Genomic DNA, 23,247 nt, shown 5'->3' on the forward strand with positions numbered 1-23,247 from the left:
TCTGCCGTGACCGCACCGGAGCCGTGGTGGACGGACGCGGTGGTCTACCAGGTCTACCCGCGGAGCTTCGCGGACGGCAACGGCGACGGCGTCGGCGACCTGGCCGGGATCCGCCAGCACCTCGACCACATCGCGGACCTCGGGGTCGACGTCGTCTGGCTCTCCCCCGTGTACCGGTCGCCGCAGGCCGACAACGGGTACGACATCAGCGACTACGAGGACATCGACCCGCTGTTCGGCACGATCGACGAGTTCGACGCGCTGCTCGTCGAAGTGCACCGACGCGGCATGAAGCTCGTCATGGACCTCGTCGTGAACCACTCGAGCGACCAGCACCCGTGGTTCCAGGCCGCGAAGCTGTCCCGGGCCTGCCCGAAGCACGACTGGTACATCTGGCGCGACCCGGTGGACGGCCACGAGCCGAACGAGTGGCGGTCGGCGTTCGGCGGGCCCGCGTGGACATGGGACCCGGGCACGGGCCAGTACTACCTGCACATGTTCACGCCGCAGCAGCCCGACCTGAACTGGGACAACCCGGACATGCGGGCGGCCGTCCACGCCATGATGAACGGCTGGCTGGACCGCGGGGTCGACGGGTTCCGCATGGACGTGATCAACCACATCGCGAAGGACCCGGCAGCGCTGTCGGACGGCAGCGCCGCGTACGTGATGCAGCCGCGCATCCACGACCACCTGCAGGAGATGCACGAACGGGTGTTCGCCGGGCGCGATGCCATGCTCACCGTCGGCGAGATGCCCGGTGTCACCGTCCAGGACGCCGCGCTCTTCACGGATCCGGACCGCCACGAGCTCGACATGGTCTTCCAGTTCGAGCACGTCGGACTCGACCACGGGCCCACGACCAAGTTCGACAACCGTCCGTTCGACCTGCCGACGCTCAAGGCCTCGCTCGCCCGGTGGCAGACCGCGCTCGCGGAGACCGGTTGGAACTCGCTCTACCTCGCCAACCACGACCAGCCGAGGCCAGTGTCGCGGTTCGGCGCCGCGGCCGTGGCCGCAGCGGCCGGATTCGGGGCCGACCCGTTCGCGTTCCGCTACGAGTCCGCGACGCTCCTCGCGACCGTGCTGCACCTGCACCGCGGGACGCCGTACGTCTACCAGGGCGACGAGATCGGCATGGTGAACGCCGGGTTCCGGACGATCGACGAGTACCGCGACATCGAGTCGCTCAACTGGTACCGTGGGGCGGTCGGGCGCGGCATGCCCGTGGCCGAGGCGCTCGACGCGTTGGCGTTCCGCAGCCGGGACAACGCCAGGACGCCGATCCCCTGGGACGACAGCGAGCCAGCCGGCGGATTCTCCTCGACCACGCCGTGGATCGGCATGGGGCAGGGATGGCCTGCCGTGACGGTGGCGGCGGACCGTGCAGCAGGTGATCGCTCGGTGTTCGCGCACACGCGCCGACTCATCGATCTCCGGCACACGTCGCGGACGGTCCGGCTCGGTGCGTTCGAGCTGCTCGAAGCCGATCACCCGTCGCTGTGGGCGTTCACGCGGTCCCTGCCGGACGAGTCCGAGCCGTGCCTCGCGGTGGTCGCGAACCTGTCGTCCTCCGCCCAGGAACTCCCGGAGGACGTGGGGTCCCGCCTCGGCGACCTGGTCCTCGGCAACCTCGGTGTGCCGGAGACGGGCGCGCTGCGCCCGTGGGAGGCGCGGATTCACGAGTTCGGGTGACCACGGACGGACTGGAGGCTCGGTGCCGGTCCGGCACCGAGCCTCCAGTCGGTCGTCAGTCGCGTCAGCGACGCGTCGTCGGCCCGCTCACACGTCGCGTGTGCGCGCCGCGGCGATGGCGGCGCCACCGACCACGACGACCTCTGCGAGGAGGACGCCGAACCCACCCCAGCCGTTCAACACGACACCCGGCTGGTCAGGGGCCGGCCCGGACGACGAATAGGCGTAGAGCTGCGCCCCCGCGTCCGACGGCAGGAACCGAGCGACGTCGAGGATCCACTGCGCGTCGATCAGGCTGCTGAGGAGCGACAGGATGATCGGCAGCACGAGCAGGATGCCGAGCGTGATCGCGATGCCGCCGGCGCTCGACCGGACGAGCAGCCCGATGCCGAAGGCCAGCAGCGCGAGGAGCGTCACGTAGACGCTGCTGCCGAGGATCGGCATGAACACCGAGGGATCCCCGAGGTCGGCCTCCACGCCGTTGCCCGCCTGCAGCGGTGTCGAGATCAGGACACCGATCCACGTCGAGACGGCGCTGACCACGAAGGTGCTCACGGCAAGCACGACGGCCTTCGCCAGCAGCACGCCGGTGCGGCCGGGGTCGGCCGTGAAGGTGGAGCGCACCTGCCCGGTGCCGTACTCGCCGGTGATGATGAGCACGCCGAGCACCCCGACGACGAGCGCGGTGAACGAGACGCTCGCCGTGTTGACGCTCACCAGCGTGCCGTTCGCGGCGTCCGTCGGCATCGCCTGCCCACCTTGGTTCACGAGTGTGCCGAGGAGCACCGCCATCGCGACGGTGAGGGCGACGAGGATCGCGAAGCACCAGACGGTGGATCGGATGCTCCGGAGCTTGATCCACTCGCTGCGGACGAGACGAGGGAAGGACAGACGCACGCCGGACATCGTGTCCGGTGTGGCCATCGCGTGCTGGGTGGTCATCGGGTGCCCTCCGATCGGTACTCGACGTCGTCCCGGGTGAGGGCCATGTACGCCTCTTCCAGGCTCGCGCCCTGCGGAGTGAGCTCGTGGAGCACGACCCCGGCACCGGCGGCGATCGCACCGACGGTCGGCGCATCGGGACCCACGACGAGGAAGGAGCCGTCGTCACGTGCGGTGACGCCGGCGTTCGGGCCGATCGCCGCGAACAGCTGGTCAGGGGACGGCGTCCGGACGACGACCCGCGAGCCGCCGCCGGCAGCGCCACCGGCGTTCCCGGCACCGGCGACGAACTCCGCGATCGGAGCGTCGGCGAGGACCTTGCCGCGACCGAGGACGACGACGCGGTCGGCGGTCTGCGCCATCTCGCTCATCAGGTGGCTCGACAGGAAGACCGTACGACCGTCGGCGGCCATGCGCCGGGCGAGCTGCCGGACCCACAGGACTCCGTCCGGGTCGAGGCCGTTCACCGGCTCGTCGAGGATCAGGGTCTTCGGGTCGCCCAGCAGCGCGGCAGCGATTCCCAGACGCTGCCCCATGCCGAGCGAGAACCCGCCGACACGCTTGCGCGCGACGGAGTCGAGCCCCGTCATGTCGATGACCTCGTGCACCCGCGACTTCGGGATGCCGTGGGTCGCCGCGAGGGAGAGCAGGTGGTTGTACGCACTCCGGCCGGGGTGCACCGCCTTCGCCTCGAGCAGCGCCCCGACCTGGCGGACGGGGTCACGGAAGGCCTGGTACGGCCGCCCGTTCACGATGGCATGGCCGGCTGTCGGCCGGTCCAGCCCCATGATCATGCGCATCGTCGTGGACTTCCCGGCGCCGTTCGGGCCCAGGAAGCCGGTCACGCTGCCCGGCCGCACGACGAACGAGACGTCGTCGACGGCGAGCTTCGGACCGTAGCGTTTGGTGAGATGGTCGACTTCGATCACGCGGCAACGCTACGGGACCCCCGTTCGGGGCGCGTCATCCCTGCGTACGAGATGCGGCATACCTTTCCTCCACCCTGCGGTGGAGGGGCGGTCGGCGAACGGAAGAACCCCTCGTTTCCGGGGAAACGAGGGGTTCTTGGCGGAGCCGCCTGTCGGAATCGAACCGACGACCTATTCATTACGAGTGAATCGCTCTACCGACTGAGCTAAGGCGGCGGACGCTCCGTTCCCGGAGCGGCACGGGTCACAACTATACAGGTTCAGACGAGCGAGCGCGAAACGAGCGCCCCGAGCTCGTCGAAGGATCGCCGCAGATCGTCCACCAGGTGGGACTCGGCCGGGGACTCCGACCACTCCCACCATGCGTGTCGCAGTGTGGCGAGTGACACCAGCGAGGCGAGCCGGGCGCGGCGACGGAGCGCGACCTCGTCCTCGGCGAAGGTCGGGTCGTCGTTCGCGAGCCGCCGTGCGATCACGGACTCGAGGGTCGACTGGAACTCCTTCATGGACGCCATGCGCTGGCTGAAGAGTTCCGGATTGGCGCGGAGCACCTGCTGCCGTTCCTCGATCAGGCCGCGCTCCTCGATGAGCTCCTGCGTCGAGTGCACGAGCAGGGCGCCGACGTCCGCGAGCAGGTCCCCGGCCGGCCCGCCGGCGACGAAGGCGTCGAGCACCTCGTCCGCCGGCAGCGTCGGGTCGTCCCCGAGGATCGCCTGCTCCTTGCTCGGGAAGTAGTTGAAGAACGTCCGCGGCGAGATGTCGGCGCGGCGTGAGACCTCGTCCACTGTGACCGCGGCGAGGCCGTCCTCGACCGCGATGCGGAGGGCAGCCTGCTGGATCGCGAGTCGGGTGGCGCGTCGCTTCCGTTCACGCAGGCCGGGTTCTGCATCGGGCATGGGCTGATTGTCCCACGTCTGGGTCAGGTCCCCACGCCTGCGTCAGCGCAGCGCCCGGACCACCGTGACGAGGAGCGCTTCGAGTGCCAACAGTGCCGCCACGTTCGCGGCGATGCGCTGCCTCGCCAATGCGATCGCGTCGAGGATCTCGAGGGCGGCGGCCGGCGGGACCGACTGCTTGACCCGGTCGAGGTCGTCCTGCATGGCGAGGTTCACCGGCTCCCCCGGTGCACCGAGTCCGATGAGCAACAGGTCACGGTACAGCGAGGAGACGTCGACCAGGATCCGGTCGAGGCCGTCACGGAGACTCCGGGTGGCACGACGCTTCTGGTCTTCTTCCATCGCACGGAGCTGCGACCGGAGCGCCGGCGGCACCGTCCCGCCCGGCTCCACCCCGAGCGACCGGAGTGCCGCGTCCCGCTCTTCGGCATCCCGCTGCTGGGTGATCGCCTTCGCGTCTTCGTCGGCGACCGCGAGGAGTTCCGCCGCGGCCGTCACGGCGTCACCGACACTGCGGATCCGGAGCACGGTCTGCAGGGTCCGTCGTCGGCGGTCCCTGGCGTCTTCGCTCGTGGCCAGGCGCTGCGCCATGCCGATGTGGCTCTGCGCCTGCCGGGCGGCGTCCATGGCGAGCGAACGGTCGACACCGGTGCGCGCGACGATGAGGTCGGCGACGGACTCGATGCCGGGGACCCGAAGCCGCACCGACCGGACGCGGGAGCGGATCGTCGGCAGCAGGTCGGCTTCGCTCGGGGCGCAGAGGATCCAGACCGTGCGCTCCGGCGGTTCCTCGAGCGCCTTGAGCAGCAGGTTCGACGTGCGCTCCGTCATCCGGTCGGCATCCTCGATGATGACCACGCGCCAGCGACCGACCGACGGCGAGTAGTACGAGGACGTGACGAGCTGGCGGATCTCGTCGATGGTGATGATGACCCGTTGCGTCGTGAGCACGGAGACGTCGGGGTGCGTGTGGGCCGTGATCTGCCGCAGCGTGTGGTCGTCGTCCGGGCCGGAGCCGACGAGGGCGGCGGCGAACGCCGTCGCGACGTTCGACCGACCTGACCCTGGAGGGCCGGTGATCAGCCACGAGTGGGTCATGCCACCGGTGCCGTCCGGGGCCTCGGCGGCGCTGCGGAGGGCGGCGACCGCTTCTTCCTGACCGGTCAGGCCGTCCCACACGCTCACAGGGAGATCCTCGCAGGGACCACCGACGCCGCGGATCGAGCCACGAGCCCGGTCACGCGTCGATCCCGACGAGCGGGGCGAGTGCGCGACGGATCCGCTGCTGGACGACGTCGGCGGGCTCGGCAGCGTCGACGACCAGGAACCGCTCGGGCTCGACAGCGGCCATGTCGAGGAACGCCGAGCGGACGGATTCGTGGAAGGCAGCGGCTTCGGACTCGAGGCGATCGAAGGTGTCGCCGCGGGCGGCCGCCACACGGGCACGTCCCTCGGTCACGTCGAGGTCGAGGAGCACCGTCCGGTCCGGCACGAGGCCGGCGGCCGCCCAGTCCGACACCGAGCGGATGTGCTCGGCACCGAGGCCGCGTGCGACACCCTGGTACGCCACCGATGAGTCGATGTAGCGGTCCTGCAGCACGACGTCGCCACGGGCGATCGCCGGACGCACGACCGTCTCGACGTGGTGGGCACGGTCCGCCGCGTAGAGCAGCGCCTCGGCCCTGGCGGACACGTGGCCGCGTTCGTGCAGCACGATCTCGCGGATGCGGAGCCCGAGGTCCGTCCCCCCTGGCTCACGCGTCCGCACGACGGTGCGTCCGTTCGCTTCGAGCCACTCGGTGAGCAACTCGGCCTGGGTGGTCTTCCCCGCGCCGTCGCCGCCCTCGAGGGTGATGAACCGGCCGGTCACTTCTTCTTGGCGGGAGCGCGCCGGGTCGTCGTCCTCTTCTTGACCGGGCCCTTTGCACGCTTGTCCGCGATGAGCTGGACGGCACGTTCGAAGTCGACCGCTTCCACGTCCTCGCCGCGCGGGATGGTCGCGTTCGTCTCACCGTCGGTGACGTAGGGACCGAACCGGCCGTCCTTCATCTTGATCGGCTTGCCGGACACCGGGTCGGCGTCGAACTCCTTGAGCGCGGCGCTGGCCGCACGCTTCGCGCCGTACTTCGGCTGCGCGAACAGCTCGAGCGCACCGGCGAGGTCGACGTCGAAGATCGCGTCCTCGCTCGGCAGCGTGCGGGTGTCCGTCCCCTTCTTCAGGTACGGGCCGTAGCGACCGTTCTGCGCGGTGATCTCGTCGCCGGACTCGGGGTCGGTGCCGACCGTGCGGGGCAGGTCGAGGAGCTTCAGCGCCGTCTCGAGGTCGACCGACTGCGGGTCCATCGACTTGAACAGGGACGCCGTGCGCTCCTTCGGCGCTGCGGCCTTCTTGGTCGCCTTCTTCGCCTTCGTGGCGGGCTCGGCCTTCGTGGCGGTCGCGGTCGCGGTCGACGCGCTGCTGCTCAGGACCTCTCCCGTGGACGGGTCGACCTCGGGCTCCGGCTCCGGCGTGCGCTCGGTCACGTACGGGCCGAACCGGCCGTCCTTGGCGAGGACCTCTTTCCCGCTCTCCGGGTTGATGCCGACGACGCGGTCACCGACGACCGGTGCCTCGACCAGCTCACGGGCCTTCTCGGCGGTGAGCTCATCGGGGGCGAGGTCCTCGGGGACGTTCACCCGACGCGGCTTCTCCGGGTCGTCGCTCGGCGTCTCGATGTACGGGCCGTAACGGCCGATGCGGAGCGTGAGGCCGGGCGAGAGCTCGACGGAGTTGATCTCTCGCGCGTCGATCTCGCCGAGGTTGTCGATGACCGTCCGGAGACCGCGCTGGTCGCCGCCGCCGAAGTAGAACCCGTTGAGCCAGTCGACGCGGTCTTCCTCGCCGCTGGCGATGCGGTCGAGGTCGTTCTCCATCTCGGCGGTGAAGTCGTACTGCACCAGGTCGCCGAAGTAGTCCTCGAGCAGTCGCACCACGCTGAAGGCGATCCAGTTCGGCACGAGCGAGCTGCCACGGGGCGTGACGTACCCACGGTCCACGATCGTCGAGATGATCGCCGCGTAGGTCGAGGGTCGACCGATGCCGAGCTCTTCCAGGGTCTTGACCAGGCTCGCCTCGGTGTAGCGCGGCGGGGCGGACGTGTCGTGGCCCTTCGCCTCCACCTCGTCCACGCCGAGGTGGTCGCCTTCGGTCATCGACGGCAGCTTGGCGTCCGCGCCGTTCGACGATGCCTCGTGGCGTTCCTCGTCCTTGCCTTCTTCGTACGCGTTGAGGAAGCCGCGGAACGTGATCACGGTCCCGGACGCGGTGAACTCGACGTCCGTGCCGTTCGCGGTGGAGGCGATGCCCTCGACGGGCTCCGTCGAGGTGATGCCGAGGACGACCGACGCGGTCGATCCCTTCGCGTCCGCCATCTGCGAGGCGACCGTACGCTTCCAGATGAGGTCGTAGAGCTTCCAGTCGTTGCCGCGGAGCACCTTCTCCATCTGCGACGGCGTGCGGAACACGTCTCCGGCCGGGCGGATCGCCTCGTGCGCTTCCTGGGCGTTCTTGCTCTTGCCGGCGTAGCTGCGGGGTTTGTCCGGCACCGTCTCGGCGCCGTACAGGTCGGCTGCCTGCTTCCGGGCGGCGGCGATCGCCTGCTGCGAGAGCGACGCGGAGTCGGTTCGCATGTAGGTGATGTGGCCGTTCTCGTACAACGACTGCGCGACGCTCATCGTCTGGCGGGCCGAGAAGCGGAGCTTGCGAGCGGCTTCCTGCTGCAGTGTCGAGGTCGTGAAGGGCGCGGCGGGACGACGCGTGTAGGGCTTCGAGTCGACGCTGCGGACGACGGCGTCGCCGGCGCGTTCGAGCACGGAGCTCAGGGCGGTTGCCGAGGCCTCGTCGAGGACGACGGCGTCCGAGGTCGTCGTGCCCCGGTCGTCGAAGTCACGGCCGGATGCGACACGGGTGCCGTGGATCCGCGCGATCCTGGCGGTGAACGCACTGTCCCCGGCCTTCTCGAACCGTGCGGTGAGGTCCCAGTAGTTCGCCGAGACGAACGCGAGACGCTCGCGCTCACGATCCACGACGAGGCGGGTGGCAGCGGACTGCACACGACCGGCCGAGAGCCCCGGACCGACCTTGCGCCACAGCACCGGAGAGACCTCGAACCCGTAGAGGCGGTCGAGGATGCGGCGGGTCTCCTGCGCGTCGACGAGTGCCGTGTCGAGTTCGCGCGTCGCTTCCTGGGCGCGCTTGATCGCTTCCTTGGTGATCTCGTGGAACACCATCCGCTTGACGGGGACCTTCGGCTTCAGGACCTGCAGCAGGTGCCACGCGATGGCTTCGCCTTCGCGGTCTTCATCTGTTGCGAGGTAGAGCTCGTCGGCGTCCTTGAGGGCACGCTTGAGTTCCGCGACGGTCTTCTTCTTCGCGTCGGAGACGACGTAGTACGGCTCGAACCCGTTGTCGACGTCGACCGAGAACTTGCCGAGCGAGCCCTTCTTCAGCTCTGCCGGGAGATTCTTGGGCTCGACGAGGTCACGGATGTGTCCGACTGACGCCTGGACTTCGTATCCGTCACCGAGGTATTGCGCGATCGTCTTCGCCTTCGCGGGGCTCTCGACGATCACGAGCTTCTTCGTGCCTGGCACGTGACTCCTTGATCGATGGTGCTGTCGGCCCTGGGACACGGAAGCGTCCGGGTCGACCGGGACATCGATGACCGGCGGGCCGACAGGCACACCATACACACAGTGGCGGGGATGCCCGCCGGACGATGTCGGTCCGGTCGATCGGCAGGGGTCCGTCGGGGACCGGCGACCGCGGTCGCCCCGAGACGGAGCGGACCGGACCGGAGTTCGACGACGACGCGGACGAACGCGCCGCTCGTCGAGCAACCGGTGAGGTCCGCCCCGCCGCGCCTGGCCACCCGCGACGCGGCGTCGCACGGTGCACCGGACACCAGCCGGACGGCGGCCGCGGCACCGGCGAGCGCGGCGGCGTCCGCCGCCGACTGCGCACGGACGGACACGACCCGAGCACCGGCGGCGGTGAGCACCGAGCCGACGACGATCGTGGCCGCGGCGACGACCGCGACGAGCAGGACCGTCGCCGACCCCTGCTCGTTCACCGGCCGCCCGTCGCCGCGCACGACGCACCACGGAGGGTGATCGCCGCGAGCGGCCCCGGCCCTGACCGACGCTCGACGACGACGCACACGAGTTCGTCTGACCGGGTCACGGAGCTCGTCGCTCCCGGGGCGATCCCGGCGAGCGCCGCTCGCGCAGCAGCGTCGTCGTCACGGCCGTACGCCCTGGCGGCAGTCGCTGCAGCGGACTGGAGCCGTCCCTGCCCGTCGACGAGCACGACGCCCCCGATGGCCAGCGACACGACGACCGCGAGCACGGGGAGCGCGACCGCGAACTCGACGGTGACCGCCCCGCGCTCGTCGGACCCGCGCTCACAGCGAAAGGGCACCGCGGACGAGTTCGGTCAGGATCGCCTGGACCTCGCCGGAGCGCATCACCGCGACGAGGACCCCCGCGAACGCCACGGCGGCCAGGATGACGACGGCGTACTCGGCGGTCGCGGAACCACGGTCGTCGCGGAGCCGGGCAGCGAGTCCCGGGGTTCGGCGAGCCGGTGCGGATGGTGGGTTCGGTCGTTCGGTCATGATGGGGTCCCTTCTGATCTGGTGCATCCAGCCTCGCCATCACCCGCCCGAGCCGGACCACGAGCGGCGAACCCGTGGAGCGATCACCCCGTTCCGGTCACGGTGGAGGAGAGGATCCCGACGACGACGGGCACCACCCCGACGAGGACGAACGCCGGCAGGACGCAGGTCCCGAGCGGCAGCACGAGGCGCACCGCGAGCCGCTCCGCCACCGCGAGCGACTCCGACGCGACGTCGTCCCGCAGGTCCTCGGCCGCACTGCGCAGGAGTGCTGCCGCCGGCACCCCCGCGCGCCGTGCGAGATCGAGCACCTCGGCGAGCCGTCGTCGTTCCGCAGCGTCCTCGGCGCGGTCTGGCAGGGCCGTGCGAACGGCTTCGCCGGCGCCGGACCAGGACCCGCCGCCGGACAGTGCCACGGCCCAGGCGTCGAGCAGGACGCCGGGGATGCGTCCGGTGGGCGCCGCTGCGCGGACGAGTCGGGTCGACCAGGCGCGGCCGACCCCGACGAGCAGGGCGGCACCGGTGCAGCACGCCCAGCCGATCGGCGTCCCGGTGAGCACGCCGACCGTGTCGATCCCCCACAGCGATCCCAGCAGCAGTCCGAGCACCGGCAGCGTGAGGACCACGTTCGCGCTCGTCCGGGGCCCGGCGAGCGCCACCCGGACGGCTCGGTCCCCTGCCGCTGCCCGCCGGAGCGCCGCGGCCAGGGCGCGGAGCGTCGGCGCGATCGGCGCACCGGTCCTGGCGGCGACCGTCGTGACGGCGCGCACGTCCTCCCATGCGGGGCCGGCTACCACGGGCGGGCCGGCCGCCGCCGCGAGCGCCCACGCCCGGGACGGCAGTACCCCGGCGGCGACGAGCGTCGCGACACGGTCGAGCAGCCGAGCCGCGCCGACAGCGTCCGCCGCGCCCCGCCGGGCAGGACGCAGCACCCTCGGACGACCAGGACGACCAGGACCACCAGGACGCGTCACCCGCGCCGACCCGACCGGCCGGTACCCAGGACCACGGGTTCGACGGTGAGCCGCCCTGCCGGGTCGACCCCGAGCCTCCCGGCCGCTGCGAGCCGACGCACGCCCCGCCGACGCTCCACGTGGAGGACCAGGTCGAACGCACTGACCGCCTGCCGGGACAGCACGGTCGGCCCGAGCCCAGCGAGCGCGCCGAGCGCCTCGAGGCGTGCGGGGACGTCGTCGAGTCCGTTCGCGTGGACCGTGCCGGCTCCGCCGTCGTGTCCGGTGTTGAGCGCGGACATGAGCTCGCGGACCTCTGCCCCGCGGCACTCCCCCACCACGATCCGGTCGGGGCGCATCCGGAGGGATTCGCGGACGAGCCGGTCGAGACCGATTGCTCCGGCGCCCTCGGCGTTGGCCTGTCGCGACTCGAGCGACACGACGTGCGGGTGGTCGATCCGGAGCTCTGCGACGTCCTCCACCGTCACGATGCGCTCGTCGCGCGGCACGGTGGCCAGCATCGCGGCGAGAAGCGTCGTCTTCCCGCTGCCCGTCGCCCCGGACACGAGCACGTTGCGCCGGCGCCGGACGGCGTCCTCCACGAGATCGCGAGGCACCCGCTCGAAGGTCCCGCTCCGCTCGAGCGCATCGAGCGTCGGCGGTGCACCACGAGGCAGGCGGAGGGACAGCGTCGTCCCCCGCACGGAGACCGGCGCCAGGACGACGTGCACCCGGACCCCGTCACCGTGCCGGACGTCCGCGACCGGGGCGCTCTCGTCGACGTGCCGGCCGCCGAGCGCGACCAGTCGTGTCGCGAGTTCGCGTGTCCGTTCCTCGTCCAGCACGATCCCGGAGTCGACCAGCCCGTCGCCCCGGTCGATCCACACGCCCAGACCGCCGGAGACCAGCACGTCGGTGACGCTGTCGTCCGTCACGAGCGGGGCGAGTTCCTCGAACTCGACCGGGTCGATCCCCCGTCGGGCGCGTCGGGGCACGGCCGCACCCGGGAGGAACGGCGAGGGGACGGCGCGGTGGCGGTGCATCTCCGGAACGCTAGGTCTGCGCGCCGCTCTGCTCGCCGCTCGCCGCGAATCGGGGAGGACGGGCTCGTCGTCCACACCAGTGGACAGTTTTGTCCCCCGGTCACAATGCGCGTACCCCGGAGCGCTCGGACGCCGGTCGACGCCGCGGTGCGACCCGCGCAGCGCCGACACGCGCCGTCCGAGGCGCCGCGGAGTCGGCCCGACGCCACCGGAGGTCGATGCGGCAGCATGGACCGGTCTGTCCACCGTTCCGCGGACGGACGCGGATCGTCCCGAACGGAACCGGTCCGTCGTGCGACGTTGCACGGCGGACCGGTCCGGGGAAAAGAAGAGGCGGCACCGGTTGGGGGGAACAGGTGCCGCCAGGACAACGGAGGATTGGGGGGAATCCGATCCGATGCCGCCGGAAACGAGTCCGGCGGGATCTACTGTACCCCACGACGAGGCCCTGCGGGCAACCCCGACGCGCCGAGTCCTCACCGAATCCCTCCGACCGGAACGAGGACCCGTCGACGACACACGGGTTCCACCACCCGGAACGCCTTGGCGGCCCCGCGCACGACGGGTCCACACCGAGGGGTAGTCTCCGTTTGCACCCCCGGACGCAACGACGCGAAAGGACATCGATGTCCACTCCGACCAACGTCGACGAACGACACGACGACGGCCACCACGACGACAGCAGCACCTTCCCGCCGCCCCCGGAGTTCGTCGCGGACGCCGTCGCGGACCAGGGTCTGCACGACGCCGCCGCCGCCGACCGCGAGGCGTTCTGGGCCGAGCAGGCGAAGAGCCTGCTGGACTGGCGCACGCCGTTCACGCGGACCCTCGACTGGTCGGGGGCGCCGTTCGCGAAGTGGTTCGACGACGGCACGTTGAACGTCGCCGAGAACTGCCTCGACCGGCACGTCCGCGCTGGCAACGGCGACCGGGTGGCGATCCACTTCGAGGGCGCTCCCGGCGACACGCGGCGCATCACCTACGCCGAGCTGACCGCCGACGTGCAGCGCGCCGCGAACATGCTGACCGACCTCGGCGTCGAGCAGGGCGACCGGGTCGTCGTCTACATGCCGCTCATCCCCGAGGCCGTCGTCACGATGCTCGCGGTCGCCCGCATCGGCGCCGTGCACTCCGTGGTGTTCGGCGGGTTCAGCGCCGAGAGCCTCCGCGCCCGCATCGAGGACGCCGGCGCGAAGCTCGTCGTCACCGCTGACGGCGGCTGGCGCCGCGGGGCCGTCGCCCCACTGAAGCCCGCGGTCGACGAGGCGCTGCAGGGCGAGGGCACCGACAGCGTCGAGCACGTCGTCGTCGTCAAGCGCGGCGGCAACGACATCGCGTGGAACGACCGCGACCGCTGGTGGCACGACGAGTTCGCCAAGGCGGACCCGACCCACGAGCCGCAGGCCTTTCCCGCGGAGAACCCGCTCTTCATCCTCTACACGTCGGGCACGACCGGGAAGCCGAAGGGCATCGTGCACACCTCGGGCGGCTACCTCACGCAGGCCGCGTACACGCACAAGAACGTGTTCGACATGCACCCGGGCAAGGACGTCTACTGGTGCACCGCCGACATCGGCTGGATCACCGGGCACACGTACGTCGTCTACGGCCCGCTCGCGAACGGCGTGACGCAGGTCCTGTACGAGGGCACCCCCGACGAGCCGAAGCCCGGCCGCTGGTGGGACATCGTCGACGCGTACGGCGTCACGGTCCTCTACACGGCACCGACCGCGGTCCGCGCCGCCATGAAGGGCGGGCGCCAGGTGCCGGACGCGCGGAGCCTGGACACCCTGCGACTCCTCGGCAGCGTCGGCGAACCGATCAACCCCGAGGCGTGGCACTGGTTCCGCCAGGTGATCGGCCACGACCGCACGCCCATCGTGGACACGTGGTGGCAGACCGAGACCGGCGCGATCATGATCTCGGCGCTGCCCGGCGTCACGAAGCTCAAGCCGGGCGCGGCGCAGACCCCGCTGCCCGGCATCGTCGCCGAGATCGTCGACGACGAGGGCCACCGCGCCGACCCCGGCGAGAGCGGCTACCTCACCATCACCGAGCCGTGGCCGTCGATGGCGCGCGGCATCTGGGGCGACCCGGACCGGTTCGTCGAGACGTACTGGGACCGCTTCCCCGGCCGGTACTTCGCCGGAGACGGGGCGCGGCTCGACGGGCAGGGTGACATCTGGGTGCAGGGCCGAGTCGACGACGTCATGAACGTCTCCGGACACCGGCTCTCCACCGCGGAGATCGAGTCGGCACTCGTCGGACACGAGGGAGTGGCCGAGGCGGCCGTCGTCGGCGCGGCCGACGAGACCACGGGTCAGGCGATCGTCGCGTTCGTGATCCTGACGTCCGAAGCGGCGGAGGGCGTCGACCGCGATGCCGTCGCCGCCGAGCTCCGCGCCTGGGTCGGCACGCGCATCGGAGCGATCGCGAAGCCTCGGCAGATCACGATCGTGCCGGAGCTGCCGAAGACGCGGTCGGGCAAGATCATGCGCCGGCTGCTCCGCGACGCGGCGGAGGGCCGTCGCATCGGCGACACGACGACGTTGGCCGACCCGACGATCATGGCGACCATCGCTGATCTGATGTAGAGCACGGAACGCGAGCAGGGCCTCCAGTCAGTCCAGACGGGAGGCCCTGCTTGCGTTCGGTGCGTCGCTGACGGTCCGTCAGGCGGTCAGCTCCACCACCAGCTCGACCTCGACCGGCGCGTCCAGCGGGAGCACCGCGACGCCCACCGCGCTCCGCGCGTGGACGCCGGCGTCACCGAAGACCTCGCCGACGAGCGTCGACGCGCCGTTGGCGACGCCCGGCTGTCCCGTGAACGACGGGGCGGACGCGACGAACACCGTGACCTTCACGACACGGGCGACGTGCTCGAGCGACCCGGCGACGGACTGCACGGCCGCCAGCGCGTTCAGCGCCGCCTGTCGCGCCTGTGCCGTCGCGGTGTCCGCGTCGACCTCGGAGCCGACCTTGCCGGTCACGGGCAGCGCGCCGTCGACGAAGGGCAGCTGCCCTGCCGTGTAGACGTACTGCCCGGTCACGACCGCCGGGACGTACGCGGCGACGGGGGCCGCGACGGTGGGGATCTCGAGGCCGAGTTCGGCGAGACGTGCCGCGACGGTCATGCGTCGGCCTTCGGGCGCTTCAGGTACGCGACGAGCCCGCCCTCGGGGCCGGTGACGACCTGGACCAGCTCCCAACCCTCGTCACCGAAGTTGTTGAGGATGGCGGTGGTGTTGTGGATGATCAACGGCGTCGTGAGGTATTCCCAGCGAGTCATGCGGTTCCTTGCCAGCCTTCCGGTCGTGGGTGTCGTTTAGGCTGCATCCTATGTCTGCCCAGAAGACGTCTGCCTCGCGGACCAAGCCCGTCTCTGCAGTCGGCGCCTTCATCGGATTCGTCGGCTTCAGTGTGCTCGCCGGACTCCTGGTCACCATCGGTGTCACCCCGGCCATCGCCGTCGCCGGGGTCACCACGACCTCGACGATCGGCGTGTTCGAGTCGCTCCCGGAGTACATCGAGATCGGCGAACTCCCGCAGCGCAACGAGGTCCTCGCGTACCAGAACGGTCAGCCGGTCCACCTGGCGACGGTCTACGACCAGAACCGTCAGGAGCTGAAGTTCGACCAGATCAGCGACCAGCTGAAGAACGCCGCCATCGACGGCGAGGACAAGCGCTTCTACGACCACGGCGGCGTCGACATGACCTCGCTCGTCCGCGCGGGTGTCGGCTCGCTCGCCGGTGGGCTCGGCGAGTCCGGTGGTGGCTCCACCCTGACGATGCAGCTCGTCCGCAACATCAAGATGCAGCAGGCACTGGAGCTCCCGACGCTGGAGGAGCAGCAGAAGGCGTACAAGGACGCCGTCGAGCAGACCATCCCCCGCAAGCTCGAGGAGATGAAGCTCGCGATCGGGCTCGCGAAGAAGTACTCGAAGAAGGAGATCCTCACCGGGTACCTCAACATCGCGTACTTCGGCGACCAGACCTACGGCGTGCAGGCCGCCGCACAGCACTACTTCAACAAGAACGCGACCGACCTCACCCCGCAGGAAGCCGCGTCGATCCTGGCCATCGTGCAGTCGCCGAACACCAGGAACCTCTCCGACCCGAAGTACTACGACGCCAACGTCGCGCGTCGCGACGTCATCCTCAAGTCGATGTACGCCCAGAAGCACCTGACGAAGGAGCAGTTCGACGCGGCCATCGCGTCGAAGCCGGCGGACTACGTGCACCTCACCGCGCCGACGCAGGGCTGCAAGGCCTCGGCTGGTTTCGGGTCGCAGTTCTTCTGCGACTACGCGGTGCAGGTCGTCAAGGAGATGCCCCAGCTCGGCGCAACCGCGAAGGAGCGCAAGGCTGCTTGGCGCAACGGCGGCTACACCGTGCAGACGACGCTGGACGTCGGTCTGAACAACCAGCAGAAGGACCTCATCGACAGCTACGCGCCGAACACCGAGGCGCGGTTCAAGCTCGGCGGCACCATCGACTCCGTCGAGGCCGACACCGGCCGGGTCGTCACGATGGTGCAGAACAAGAACTACAACCAGCTGGTCGGGTGCGACGTGCAGGGGGCCGATCCGAACGCGTGTGCGCCGTCGACGGACTCCGGCATCAACTTCAACGTCGACTCGAAGTACGGCGGCGGTGAGGGCTTCCAGACGGGTTCGACGTTCAAGGTCTTCACGCTCCTGAACTGGCTGCAGAACGGGCACGGGCTCAACGAGACCGTGAGCGGGACGCCGCGTGCCTTCACGAGTTACCCGATCTGCGGCTCCCGCTCCGGGATCGGCGGCGGCTACACGCCCAAGAACGACTCCGCCGGTGAGGGCGGGAACATGTCCGTCGAGAGTGCGACGTACCGCTCGGTCAACGTCGCCTTCGTGAACATGGCGCAGAAGCTCGACTACTGCGACATCCGGAAGACCGCGGACAGCCTCGGCGTCCACCTCGCCAACCCCCGGGCCACCGTGCAGGGCTACGGCGACGACATGTCGCAGAAGACGACCACGGACATCGCGTTGAACGCGTCGGCCGTCCTCGGCACGAACTACATCGCGCCGCTCACCATGGCCGCCGCCTACGCCGGAATCGCCAACAACGGCACGTTCTGCCGCCCGATCGTGATCGACAACGTCACGAACGCCGAGGGCAAGGCGCTCGGCGGGCAGCAGAAGGAGTGCACGCAGGCGATCGACCCCTCGGTCGCTCAGACCGCCATCTACGCGATGAAGAAGGTCCTGACGGTCGGCACCGCCGGTGGCGGCCGGACGCCGGACGGCTACGACGAGTTCGGCAAGACGGGCACCACCGACGAAGCGGACCAGATCTGGCTCGTCGGCTCCACCTCGAAGATCGCGACCGCCACGTGGCTCGGCAACATCGAGGGCAAGCAGAGTCTGCGCAAGGTCGCCGGCCCACACGGCCTCTACTCGCTGTCGCGAACGTCGCTGTGGCGTCAGGCGCAGAGCATCGTCAACACCCAGTACGCAGGGGCCCCGTTCCAGGCGCCGAGTTCGTCGTCGATCCGCGGGAACAGCATCACCGTCCCGGACGTGGCGGGCAAGACCACCGACGAAGCCCGCGCCACGCTCAGCGGTGCCGGGTTCACCTACGTCGACGGCGGCACGCAGCCAGGGGCAGGGACTGCCGGGACCGTCCTGTCGACTTCCCCGGCCAGTGGTTCCGCGCTGTCGAAGGGCTCGAGCGTCACGGTCTACACGACGGACGGTTCCCAGTCGACGGTGCCGGAGGTGGCGGGCAAGTCCGTCGGTGACGCCCGCTCGGCGCTGAACGGTGCCGGCTACGGGAACGTGAGCGTCTCCGATCAGTACCAGCCCGGGGACGGCAAGAACCAGTGCAAGGTGGCCGCGGTCGATCCGGGTGCAGGAACCGCTGCGTCGAAGGACACCACGATCAACCTCACCCTGTTCGGCAACAAGGACGGCAAGGCCCCCAAGGACTGCAAGTGACCCGCGGCCGGGCAGCGCTCGGCGTCCGCGCAGCAGGAGCTGCGGCCGGCGCCGGCGCTGCCGCGTGGGGCACGCTCGTCGAACGGCGGCGGTTCGAGATCCGCTGGGAGACGATGCCGATCCTGCCGCCTGGTTCGCGTGACGTCGTCGTCCTGCACCTGTCGGACATCCACATGGCGCCCTGGCAGGCGGACAAGCAGCAGTGGCTGCGCGACCTGAGCCTGGTCGAACCCGACTTCATCGTGAACACCGGTGACAACCTCGGGCACCCGACGGCGAACGCAGCGGTCGAGTACGCGCTCGAGCCGTTCCGTGGTGTCCCCGGTGCGTTCGTGTACGGCTCGAACGACTTCTACGGCCCCTCCCCCCGGAACCCGCTGAAGTACTTCGGCGGCCCGAGCAAGCTGCACGCGTCCGCGAAGCCGGTCGACCTCGACATCGAACGCCAGACAGCGTTCTTCGAGTCGCTCGGCTGGCTCGACCTCAACGACAAGGCACATGCCATCGAGGTCCGTGGCTCGCGCTTCGAGCTCTTCGGCACGTCCGACGCACACCGCGACTGGGATCGCCTCGACCTGCTCCCGACGAACGTGGACGAGATGCGCGGCGACGTCCCCTGGTCCGAGGACGAAGACGGTCCGGCACCGGTGTCGATCGGCGTCACGCACGCCCCGTACCGCCGCGTGCTCGACGCGTTCGTCCGACAGGGTGCCGACGCGATCTTCGCCGGGCACACGCACGGCGGGCAGGTCGCCGTCCCCGGTGTGGGTGCCCTCGTCACGAACTGCGACCTCCCCCGCAAGTACGCGAGTGGCCTCCACCGCTGGCAGAACCGGACGCACTGGGCCTGGCTGCAGGTGTCGGCCGGCCTCGGGACGTCGATCTACGCGCCGGTGCGGTTCGCGTGCCGCCCGGAGGCAGTCGTCGTCACCCTGACCGCCCGCGTCTGACCAGCCGCTCCAGCCCGGTCAGAGCGTCGCGCATCCCACCGAGACCTGCATCGCGGTGAACCCGGCGGCCTCCGGCACACACAGCACGCGCCAGGTCCCCGGGCCGACGATCCCGTCGATCGTGATCCACGACCGGCTCTGCACGACACGGACCCGACCGTCGGTGAGCGGCCCGAACCGCCGGTCGACGGCGATCGGCGCTTGCCCGTAGCGGAAGCGGTCGTAGTTGAGGAGCGACTGCAGTCGGGCGACGCAGAACTCGTCGGCGATCCCCGCGCGCAGGACCTTCGACACGCACCCGGCCGGTGCCGCGGAGGCCGAGGGTGGGGCGGCGATGAGGGGTGTCGCGGTGGCGGTGGCGATCACCACGACGACGAGGTAGAGCCGTTTGCGTCGGTTCAGGGTCACGGGCTCATCCTGACCGATGTGGAATGTGACATGCAAGCAGATGCGACAGGATTTGCCGTGATGGTCGTGAGCACCCCGGATCATCCGCTAGACTTCTGCAGGTCGCTTCACGGAGTGACCAGCACACCTCGGGGTGTGGCGCAGCTTGGTAGCGCGCCTCGTTCGGGACGAGGAGGTCGCAGGTTCAAATCCTGTCACCCCGACAGATGAAGGCCCGGATCCGCACGGATCCGGGCCTTCTCCGTGTGCCCGGGGACACACCGACCGGTGCGCCACGACGTGGCCCCGCCGGCCGACGCTAGCCTGATCTGCGACATGGAGACCCCCGACCGCCTCGCACCCGTCGTCGCCCGCATCGGCACGATGTTCCCCGAACTCCGAGACGACCCCGTGATGGCCGCCAGCCTGTTCGAGAACGTGACGTCGATGCTCGCAGACGCCCATCGTCGCTACGCGGAGGGGCTCGAGGGGTCGATCACGAGCGACCTCCTCCTCGCCGACGAGCACCTCGCCACCGGCGCCCTGCACGCCGAACACATGCAGCACCCGGCAGGAGCGATGCTCGCGGCCGAGGTGCTCTTCGACGAGTACCTGCCGGTCTTCGTCGAGGAGGTCGGCGCCAGCACCCCTGCTGAGCTCCTGCGTGCTTCCAGGGCCCTCCACGGGGGCATCTGGAGCCGGTTCCCCGCCGGAGCGGTCGCCTACACCGAGGCGCTCCGGCAACGCGTCACGACGGCGAACCTCGACTCGCGTGCGCACATCGCCCGCGACCTGCACGACCGGGTCGCGCACGGGATCCTCGCCGGACTGCAGCGCATCGACCTGGCGCTGCTCACCGATCCCCCGGCCCCGGAGCGCACCGCTCAGCTCGAGGCCGCCGCGACGCAGCTGCGCCGCGCGCTCGGCGACGTCCAGAACCTCGCCGTCGCCCTGCACGCCCGCGTCGGGGACGACGTCCTGGACGCCGCGCTCGCCCGGCACGTCAAGGACCTGTTTCCGGACACCGAGCGGGTGACGATCGAGTCGCACGGCACACCGGTGCCGCTCGTGAACTGGCGGGCCGAGGAGTCGCTGACGATCCTCCTCGAAGCACTCACCAACTGGTGGAAGCACGCGCGCGACGCCGCCGTCCACGTCCGGTTCGACTGGGGTGCCGAGGCCCTCACCGTGACCGTGCGGGACCATGGTCCCGGGTTCGACACCGACGGGAGCACCGACGGCCGACTGGGTCAGTCCACGATGCGGGAACGTGCCGCGCTCGTCGGCGCACGGATCGACGTCGCGAGCGTACCTGGCGCCGGCACGACCGTCACGCTCGTCGTGCCGAAGGGAACGCTGTGAACCCGACCGTCACGCACGTCGCGATCGTCGACGACCACCGTTTGTTCCGCGAGGGGCTCGCGACGATCCTGTCGTCGGTCCCGACGATCCGCGTCGTCGCCCATGGAGAGCGCCCGGCCGAGGTCCTGGACGGCGCAGAGGCGGCGGCGATCGACGTGCTGCTCCTCGATGTCGAGCTCGACGGTCCTCCCGCCCGCACGACCATCGCCACCGTTCGCCGGAACCACCCGGGCATCGCCGTCGTCGTGCTGACCATGCACCGGGACGCCGTGTTGCGCCGGACGCTCCTGGACGCAGGCGCCGTCGACTTCGTCACGAAGGACACCCCGAGCCGCGAGCTCGTCGAGCGCATCGCCCGCGCGAGCACCCAGCCCGCCGCACCGGTGACGTTCCCGGTGGACGTGGTCACCGACGCCCGCGCCGGCTCCCCGCTGAGCGACCGGGAGATCGAGGTGCTGCGGCTCGTCGCCGCGGCGCGCTCGAACGCCGAGATCGCCACCGACCTCGGTCTCGCGATCGGGACGGTGAAGCGCCACGTCTACAACGTGTTCCGGAAGCTCGACGTGACCAGCCGGGTGGGAGCCGTGGCGACGGCCACGCGACTCGGCCTGCTCACCTAGCCCGAGCCTCCCGGCAAGGGAAACCGCATTTCCTGACGGCCACCGAGGGTGAACCGGACCACAGCCTGACCGTGCTCCTCCGTGAGGCGGTAGCCGTCGGTCCTCGACGGTGGCCGTCCACCCGGGAGCCCGTCCACGGTGACGAACGCGTGCTCGCCGGTGGCCATCCGCACCAAGAAACCGTCGCGGATCCCGATCTGTGTGCTCAATCCACCCAGCGAGGCCGACTCGCTGACCACGACGGTGTGCCCGTTGACGGTGCCGACATCGACGTACGCCGGCGGGGCCCCGAGCATCGCAACGAAGAACAGGGTCGCGACGGACCCTGCAGCAGCGACGACGAGAGCCGACGTCACGAGGATGCGCACGGCGATGCGGACCACGCTCGGAGCCCGTCGTGTACCGCGCCAGGTCCACCCGGAGGCTGCCACGATGAGGAACACCAACCCGACGACCCACACGACCACGGAAAGCGAGCCGGTACCCATCGAACCCACGACGAACCGCTGTCCGGGGGAACCGGCCGCCGCTGCGTCGAGAGCGCACCATGCGGCGGCCGCGAGCGCCAGACCGAACGTTGCGGCCCCGAGGACGGCGGTGGGGGTCGGAATGGCCACGACCTCATCGTGCCGTGTTCGACCACGGCCAGCGACGTGTCTCGCCGGCTTGTGTCATCGGACACAGGCTCGACAGCCGGCGGACCGGATCAGCGCGGACGGACGAGCAGCTCCCCTCAGCCGACCGCGACGGACGGCCGCACCAGGCGGCCGGCCTCGTGCAGCGACGCCACGACGTCGAGCGCCTGGTGCCGGTACCGCGCCTGTGCCGCACCAGGTGCGACGATCACGCCGTTCGCCCCGGTGGACTCGAGCAGCGAGTTGATCTTCGACGCGACCTGGTCCGCGGACCCGTACGCCTGGCGTTCCGTGCGCGCCGCGATGAACCGGCGCTCGAGGTCACTGAACTCGTAGGCACGGGCCTCGTCCATCGAGACCGGCTCGGGCTTCGCCCCCTGCCGCATCCGGATGAACGAGATCATGCCCGGGGCGCTCTGCTCCTCGATGACGGCGGGGTCCTCGTCCGTGACGACCTGCACGCCGATGAGCGCGTTCGGCTCCGACCGGAAGCGCGACGGACGGAACGAGTCCCGGTAGAGCGCGAGCGCGGCCTCGGTGTTGTCGGACGCGAAGTGGTGCGCGAACGCGAACGAGATGCCGAGCGCGCCAGCGACCTGCGCGCTGTAGCCGGAGGACCCGAGCAGCCAGAACTCGGGCACGTCTCCGTACCCAGGGACGGCGCGGATGCGCGCGAGCGGGTTCGACTCGTCCATGCCGGTGAAGAACCCGATCAGGTCGGCGAGCCGCTCGGGGAAGTCGTCGACGTCGAGCCGGTCGGTCCTGCGGAGCGCCATCGCGGTGGCCCCGTCGGTCCCGGGGGCACGCCCGAGGCCGAGGTCGACGCGGTCGCCGTAGAGCGCGCGGAGGGTCCCGAACTGCTCGGCGACGACGAGCGGCGCGTGGTTCGGCAGCATCACCCCGCCGGAGCCGATGCGGATGGTGCTGGTCGCGGCCCCGACGGCGCTGAGGAGCACGGCAGGAGCCGACGAGGTGATCCCGGGCATGCCGTGGTGCTCGGCGACCCAGAACCGCTCGTAGCCGAGCTTCTCGGCGTGCACGGCCATGTCGATGGAGCCCTGCAGCGCCTCGGTGTTGGACTGGCCGTACTCGCGGGTCGCCAGGTCGAGGACGGACAGGTGCACGGATGCGTCGCTCATGTTGGCGGCAACGCCTGCCGCCGCGCGTGCATTCCGCGGTACGCAGGTGCAGCGCTGCCGGAG

Annotated in this window: 22 protein-coding genes and 2 tRNA genes; 7 read left to right on the top strand and 17 right to left on the bottom strand. The window is 70.5% G+C overall.

Annotated elements, in window-relative coordinates; genetic code table 11:
* The first annotated feature begins 6 nt into the window (after positions 1–6).
* Positions 7–1,695, top strand: coding sequence for a glycoside hydrolase family 13 protein (locus tag AAEP80_RS15275; protein WP_420365019.1), 1,689 nt, complete (start codon positions 7–9; stop codon positions 1,693–1,695).
* An 87-nt stretch (positions 1,696–1,782) separates the two neighbouring features.
* Here AAEP80_RS15275 and AAEP80_RS15280 read toward each other — a convergent pair whose 3' ends face one another.
* The 12 genes from AAEP80_RS15280 to AAEP80_RS15335 all read right to left on the bottom strand — a co-directional run bounded on the left by AAEP80_RS15280 (position 1,783) and on the right by AAEP80_RS15335 (position 12,112).
* Entirely contained in the window at positions 1,783–2,637 is an 855-nt protein-coding gene (locus AAEP80_RS15280) for an ABC transporter permease (RefSeq protein ID WP_420365020.1), read from the bottom strand.
* Positions 2,634–3,566 (bottom strand): ABC transporter ATP-binding protein, encoded by a 933-nt coding sequence (locus AAEP80_RS15285; RefSeq protein ID WP_420365021.1) that lies wholly within the window; start codon positions 3,564–3,566, stop codon positions 2,634–2,636. The genes AAEP80_RS15280 and AAEP80_RS15285 overlap by 4 nt, the downstream gene beginning before the upstream one ends.
* Before the next feature lie 143 nt (positions 3,567–3,709).
* Positions 3,710–3,782 (bottom strand) — tRNA-Thr (locus AAEP80_RS15290).
* 44 nt (positions 3,783–3,826) lie between these two features.
* On the bottom strand, positions 3,827–4,462 hold the full coding sequence (locus AAEP80_RS15295; protein WP_413601529.1) for a TetR/AcrR family transcriptional regulator: 636 nt from the start codon (positions 4,460–4,462) through the stop codon (positions 3,827–3,829).
* Between the two features lie 42 nt (positions 4,463–4,504).
* A complete protein-coding gene (locus tag AAEP80_RS15300) occupies positions 4,505–5,647 on the bottom strand; it encodes a DNA polymerase III subunit delta' (RefSeq protein WP_281265066.1) in 1,143 nt (380 codons plus the stop codon).
* A gap of 52 nt (positions 5,648–5,699) precedes the next feature.
* A complete protein-coding gene (gene tmk / locus AAEP80_RS15305; RefSeq protein WP_413601528.1) occupies positions 5,700–6,332 on the bottom strand; it encodes a dTMP kinase in 633 nt (210 codons plus the stop codon).
* Positions 6,329–9,094 carry a type I DNA topoisomerase gene (gene topA / locus AAEP80_RS15310; RefSeq protein WP_420365022.1) on the bottom strand — a complete coding sequence of 922 codons (2,766 nt, stop codon included), beginning with the start codon at positions 9,092–9,094 and terminating at the stop codon, positions 6,329–6,331. Before topA ends, tmk begins: the two co-directional genes overlap by 4 nt.
* Positions 9,070–9,660, bottom strand: a complete 591-nt coding sequence (locus tag AAEP80_RS15315) for an Rv3654c family TadE-like protein (protein WP_420365023.1) — start codon at positions 9,658–9,660, stop codon at positions 9,070–9,072. The genes topA and AAEP80_RS15315 overlap by 25 nt, the downstream gene beginning before the upstream one ends.
* A complete protein-coding gene (locus tag AAEP80_RS15320; RefSeq protein WP_420365024.1) occupies positions 9,570–9,920 on the bottom strand; it encodes a TadE family type IV pilus minor pilin in 351 nt (116 codons plus the stop codon). Before AAEP80_RS15320 ends, AAEP80_RS15315 begins: the two co-directional genes overlap by 91 nt.
* Entirely contained in the window at positions 9,904–10,116 is a 213-nt protein-coding gene (locus AAEP80_RS15325) for a DUF4244 domain-containing protein (protein ID WP_420365025.1), read from the bottom strand. Before AAEP80_RS15325 ends, AAEP80_RS15320 begins: the two co-directional genes overlap by 17 nt.
* An 83-nt stretch (positions 10,117–10,199) precedes the next feature.
* Entirely contained in the window at positions 10,200–11,048 is an 849-nt protein-coding gene (locus AAEP80_RS15330; protein ID WP_420365026.1) for a hypothetical protein, read from the bottom strand.
* A 38-nt stretch (positions 11,049–11,086) separates the two neighbouring features.
* On the bottom strand, positions 11,087–12,112 hold the full coding sequence (locus tag AAEP80_RS15335; RefSeq protein ID WP_420365027.1) for a TadA family conjugal transfer-associated ATPase: 1,026 nt from the start codon (positions 12,110–12,112) through the stop codon (positions 11,087–11,089).
* Positions 12,113–12,738: 626 nt separating this feature from the next.
* Between AAEP80_RS15335 and acs the strand changes: the two genes are divergently transcribed.
* Positions 12,739–14,706 carry an acetate--CoA ligase gene (gene acs, locus AAEP80_RS15340; RefSeq protein WP_420365028.1) on the top strand — a complete coding sequence of 656 codons (1,968 nt, stop codon included), beginning with the start codon at positions 12,739–12,741 and terminating at the stop codon, positions 14,704–14,706.
* 78 nt (positions 14,707–14,784) lie between these two features.
* Here the strand turns inward: acs and AAEP80_RS15345 are convergent, their stop codons facing one another.
* Both AAEP80_RS15345 and AAEP80_RS15350 read right to left on the bottom strand, forming a co-directional pair.
* Complete coding sequence (locus AAEP80_RS15345; RefSeq protein WP_420365029.1) at positions 14,785–15,246, bottom strand: RidA family protein; 462 nt, start codon at positions 15,244–15,246, stop codon at positions 14,785–14,787.
* Entirely contained in the window at positions 15,243–15,401 is a 159-nt protein-coding gene (locus tag AAEP80_RS15350) for a hypothetical protein (RefSeq protein ID WP_022907077.1), read from the bottom strand. Before AAEP80_RS15350 ends, AAEP80_RS15345 begins: the two co-directional genes overlap by 4 nt.
* 50 nt (positions 15,402–15,451) lie before the next feature.
* Between AAEP80_RS15350 and AAEP80_RS15355 the strand changes: the two genes are divergently transcribed.
* Together AAEP80_RS15355 and AAEP80_RS15360 are read left to right on the top strand one after the other, a co-directional pair.
* Complete coding sequence (locus AAEP80_RS15355) at positions 15,452–18,091, top strand: transglycosylase domain-containing protein (RefSeq protein WP_420365030.1); 2,640 nt, start codon at positions 15,452–15,454, stop codon at positions 18,089–18,091.
* Positions 18,088–19,041 carry a metallophosphoesterase gene (locus AAEP80_RS15360; protein WP_420365031.1) on the top strand — a complete coding sequence of 318 codons (954 nt, stop codon included), beginning with the start codon at positions 18,088–18,090 and terminating at the stop codon, positions 19,039–19,041. The genes AAEP80_RS15355 and AAEP80_RS15360 overlap by 4 nt, the downstream gene beginning before the upstream one ends.
* 18 nt (positions 19,042–19,059) lie before the next feature.
* On the opposite strand, the gene AAEP80_RS15365 is transcribed toward AAEP80_RS15360, so the two are convergent.
* Entirely contained in the window at positions 19,060–19,449 is a 390-nt protein-coding gene (locus AAEP80_RS15365; RefSeq protein WP_420365032.1) for a peptidoglycan-binding domain-containing protein, read from the bottom strand.
* Positions 19,450–19,578: 129 nt separating this feature from the next.
* Between AAEP80_RS15365 and AAEP80_RS15370 the strand changes: the two genes are divergently transcribed.
* The 3 genes from AAEP80_RS15370 to AAEP80_RS15380 all read left to right on the top strand — a co-directional run bounded on the left by AAEP80_RS15370 (position 19,579) and on the right by AAEP80_RS15380 (position 21,410).
* Positions 19,579–19,652: transfer RNA gene (locus tag AAEP80_RS15370), tRNA-Pro, on the top strand.
* Positions 19,653–19,764: 112 nt separating this feature from the next.
* A complete protein-coding gene (locus AAEP80_RS15375) occupies positions 19,765–20,790 on the top strand; it encodes a sensor histidine kinase (protein WP_420365033.1) in 1,026 nt (341 codons plus the stop codon).
* Positions 20,787–21,410 (top strand): response regulator transcription factor, encoded by a 624-nt coding sequence (locus AAEP80_RS15380; RefSeq protein ID WP_420365034.1) that lies wholly within the window; start codon positions 20,787–20,789, stop codon positions 21,408–21,410. The genes AAEP80_RS15375 and AAEP80_RS15380 overlap by 4 nt, the downstream gene beginning before the upstream one ends.
* Here AAEP80_RS15380 and AAEP80_RS15385 read toward each other — a convergent pair.
* Together AAEP80_RS15385 and AAEP80_RS15390 are read right to left on the bottom strand one after the other, a co-directional pair.
* Positions 21,407–22,027 (bottom strand): hypothetical protein, encoded by a 621-nt coding sequence (locus tag AAEP80_RS15385; RefSeq protein ID WP_420365035.1) that lies wholly within the window; start codon positions 22,025–22,027, stop codon positions 21,407–21,409. The two genes, AAEP80_RS15380 and AAEP80_RS15385, sit on opposite strands and share 4 nt — an antisense overlap.
* A 116-nt stretch (positions 22,028–22,143) precedes the next feature.
* Positions 22,144–23,184, bottom strand: a complete 1,041-nt coding sequence (locus AAEP80_RS15390) for an LLM class flavin-dependent oxidoreductase (RefSeq protein ID WP_281265084.1) — start codon at positions 23,182–23,184, stop codon at positions 22,144–22,146.
* Between the last annotated feature and the right edge of the window lie 63 nt (positions 23,185–23,247).

The sequence above is a fragment of the Curtobacterium sp. L3-7 genome (assembly GCF_048756585.1).
Lineage (GTDB): Bacteria > Actinomycetota > Actinomycetes > Actinomycetales > Microbacteriaceae > Curtobacterium.

Excerpts from the sequence above, each read along its gene's own strand:
- AAEP80_RS15280 (WP_420365020.1), bottom strand. The coding sequence starts at position 2,637 with ATGACCACCCAGCACGCGATGGCCACACCGGACACGATGTCCGGCGTG.
- AAEP80_RS15295 (WP_413601529.1), bottom strand. The coding sequence starts at position 4,462 with ATGCCCGATGCAGAACCCGGCCTGCGTGAACGGAAGCGACGCGCCACC.
- AAEP80_RS15325 (WP_420365025.1), bottom strand. The coding sequence starts at position 10,116 with ATGACCGAACGACCGAACCCACCATCCGCACCGGCTCGCCGAACCCCG.
- AAEP80_RS15335 (WP_420365027.1), bottom strand. The coding sequence starts at position 12,112 with ATGCACCGCCACCGCGCCGTCCCCTCGCCGTTCCTCCCGGGTGCGGCC.
- acs (WP_420365028.1), top strand. The coding sequence starts at position 12,739 with ATGTCCACTCCGACCAACGTCGACGAACGACACGACGACGGCCACCAC.
- AAEP80_RS15345 (WP_420365029.1), bottom strand. The coding sequence starts at position 15,246 with ATGACCGTCGCGGCACGTCTCGCCGAACTCGGCCTCGAGATCCCCACC.
- AAEP80_RS15350 (WP_022907077.1), bottom strand. The coding sequence starts at position 15,401 with ATGACTCGCTGGGAATACCTCACGACGCCGTTGATCATCCACAACACC.
- AAEP80_RS15355 (WP_420365030.1), top strand. The coding sequence starts at position 15,452 with ATGTCTGCCCAGAAGACGTCTGCCTCGCGGACCAAGCCCGTCTCTGCA.
- AAEP80_RS15375 (WP_420365033.1), top strand. The coding sequence starts at position 19,765 with ATGGAGACCCCCGACCGCCTCGCACCCGTCGTCGCCCGCATCGGCACG.
- AAEP80_RS15390 (WP_281265084.1), bottom strand. The coding sequence starts at position 23,184 with ATGAGCGACGCATCCGTGCACCTGTCCGTCCTCGACCTGGCGACCCGC.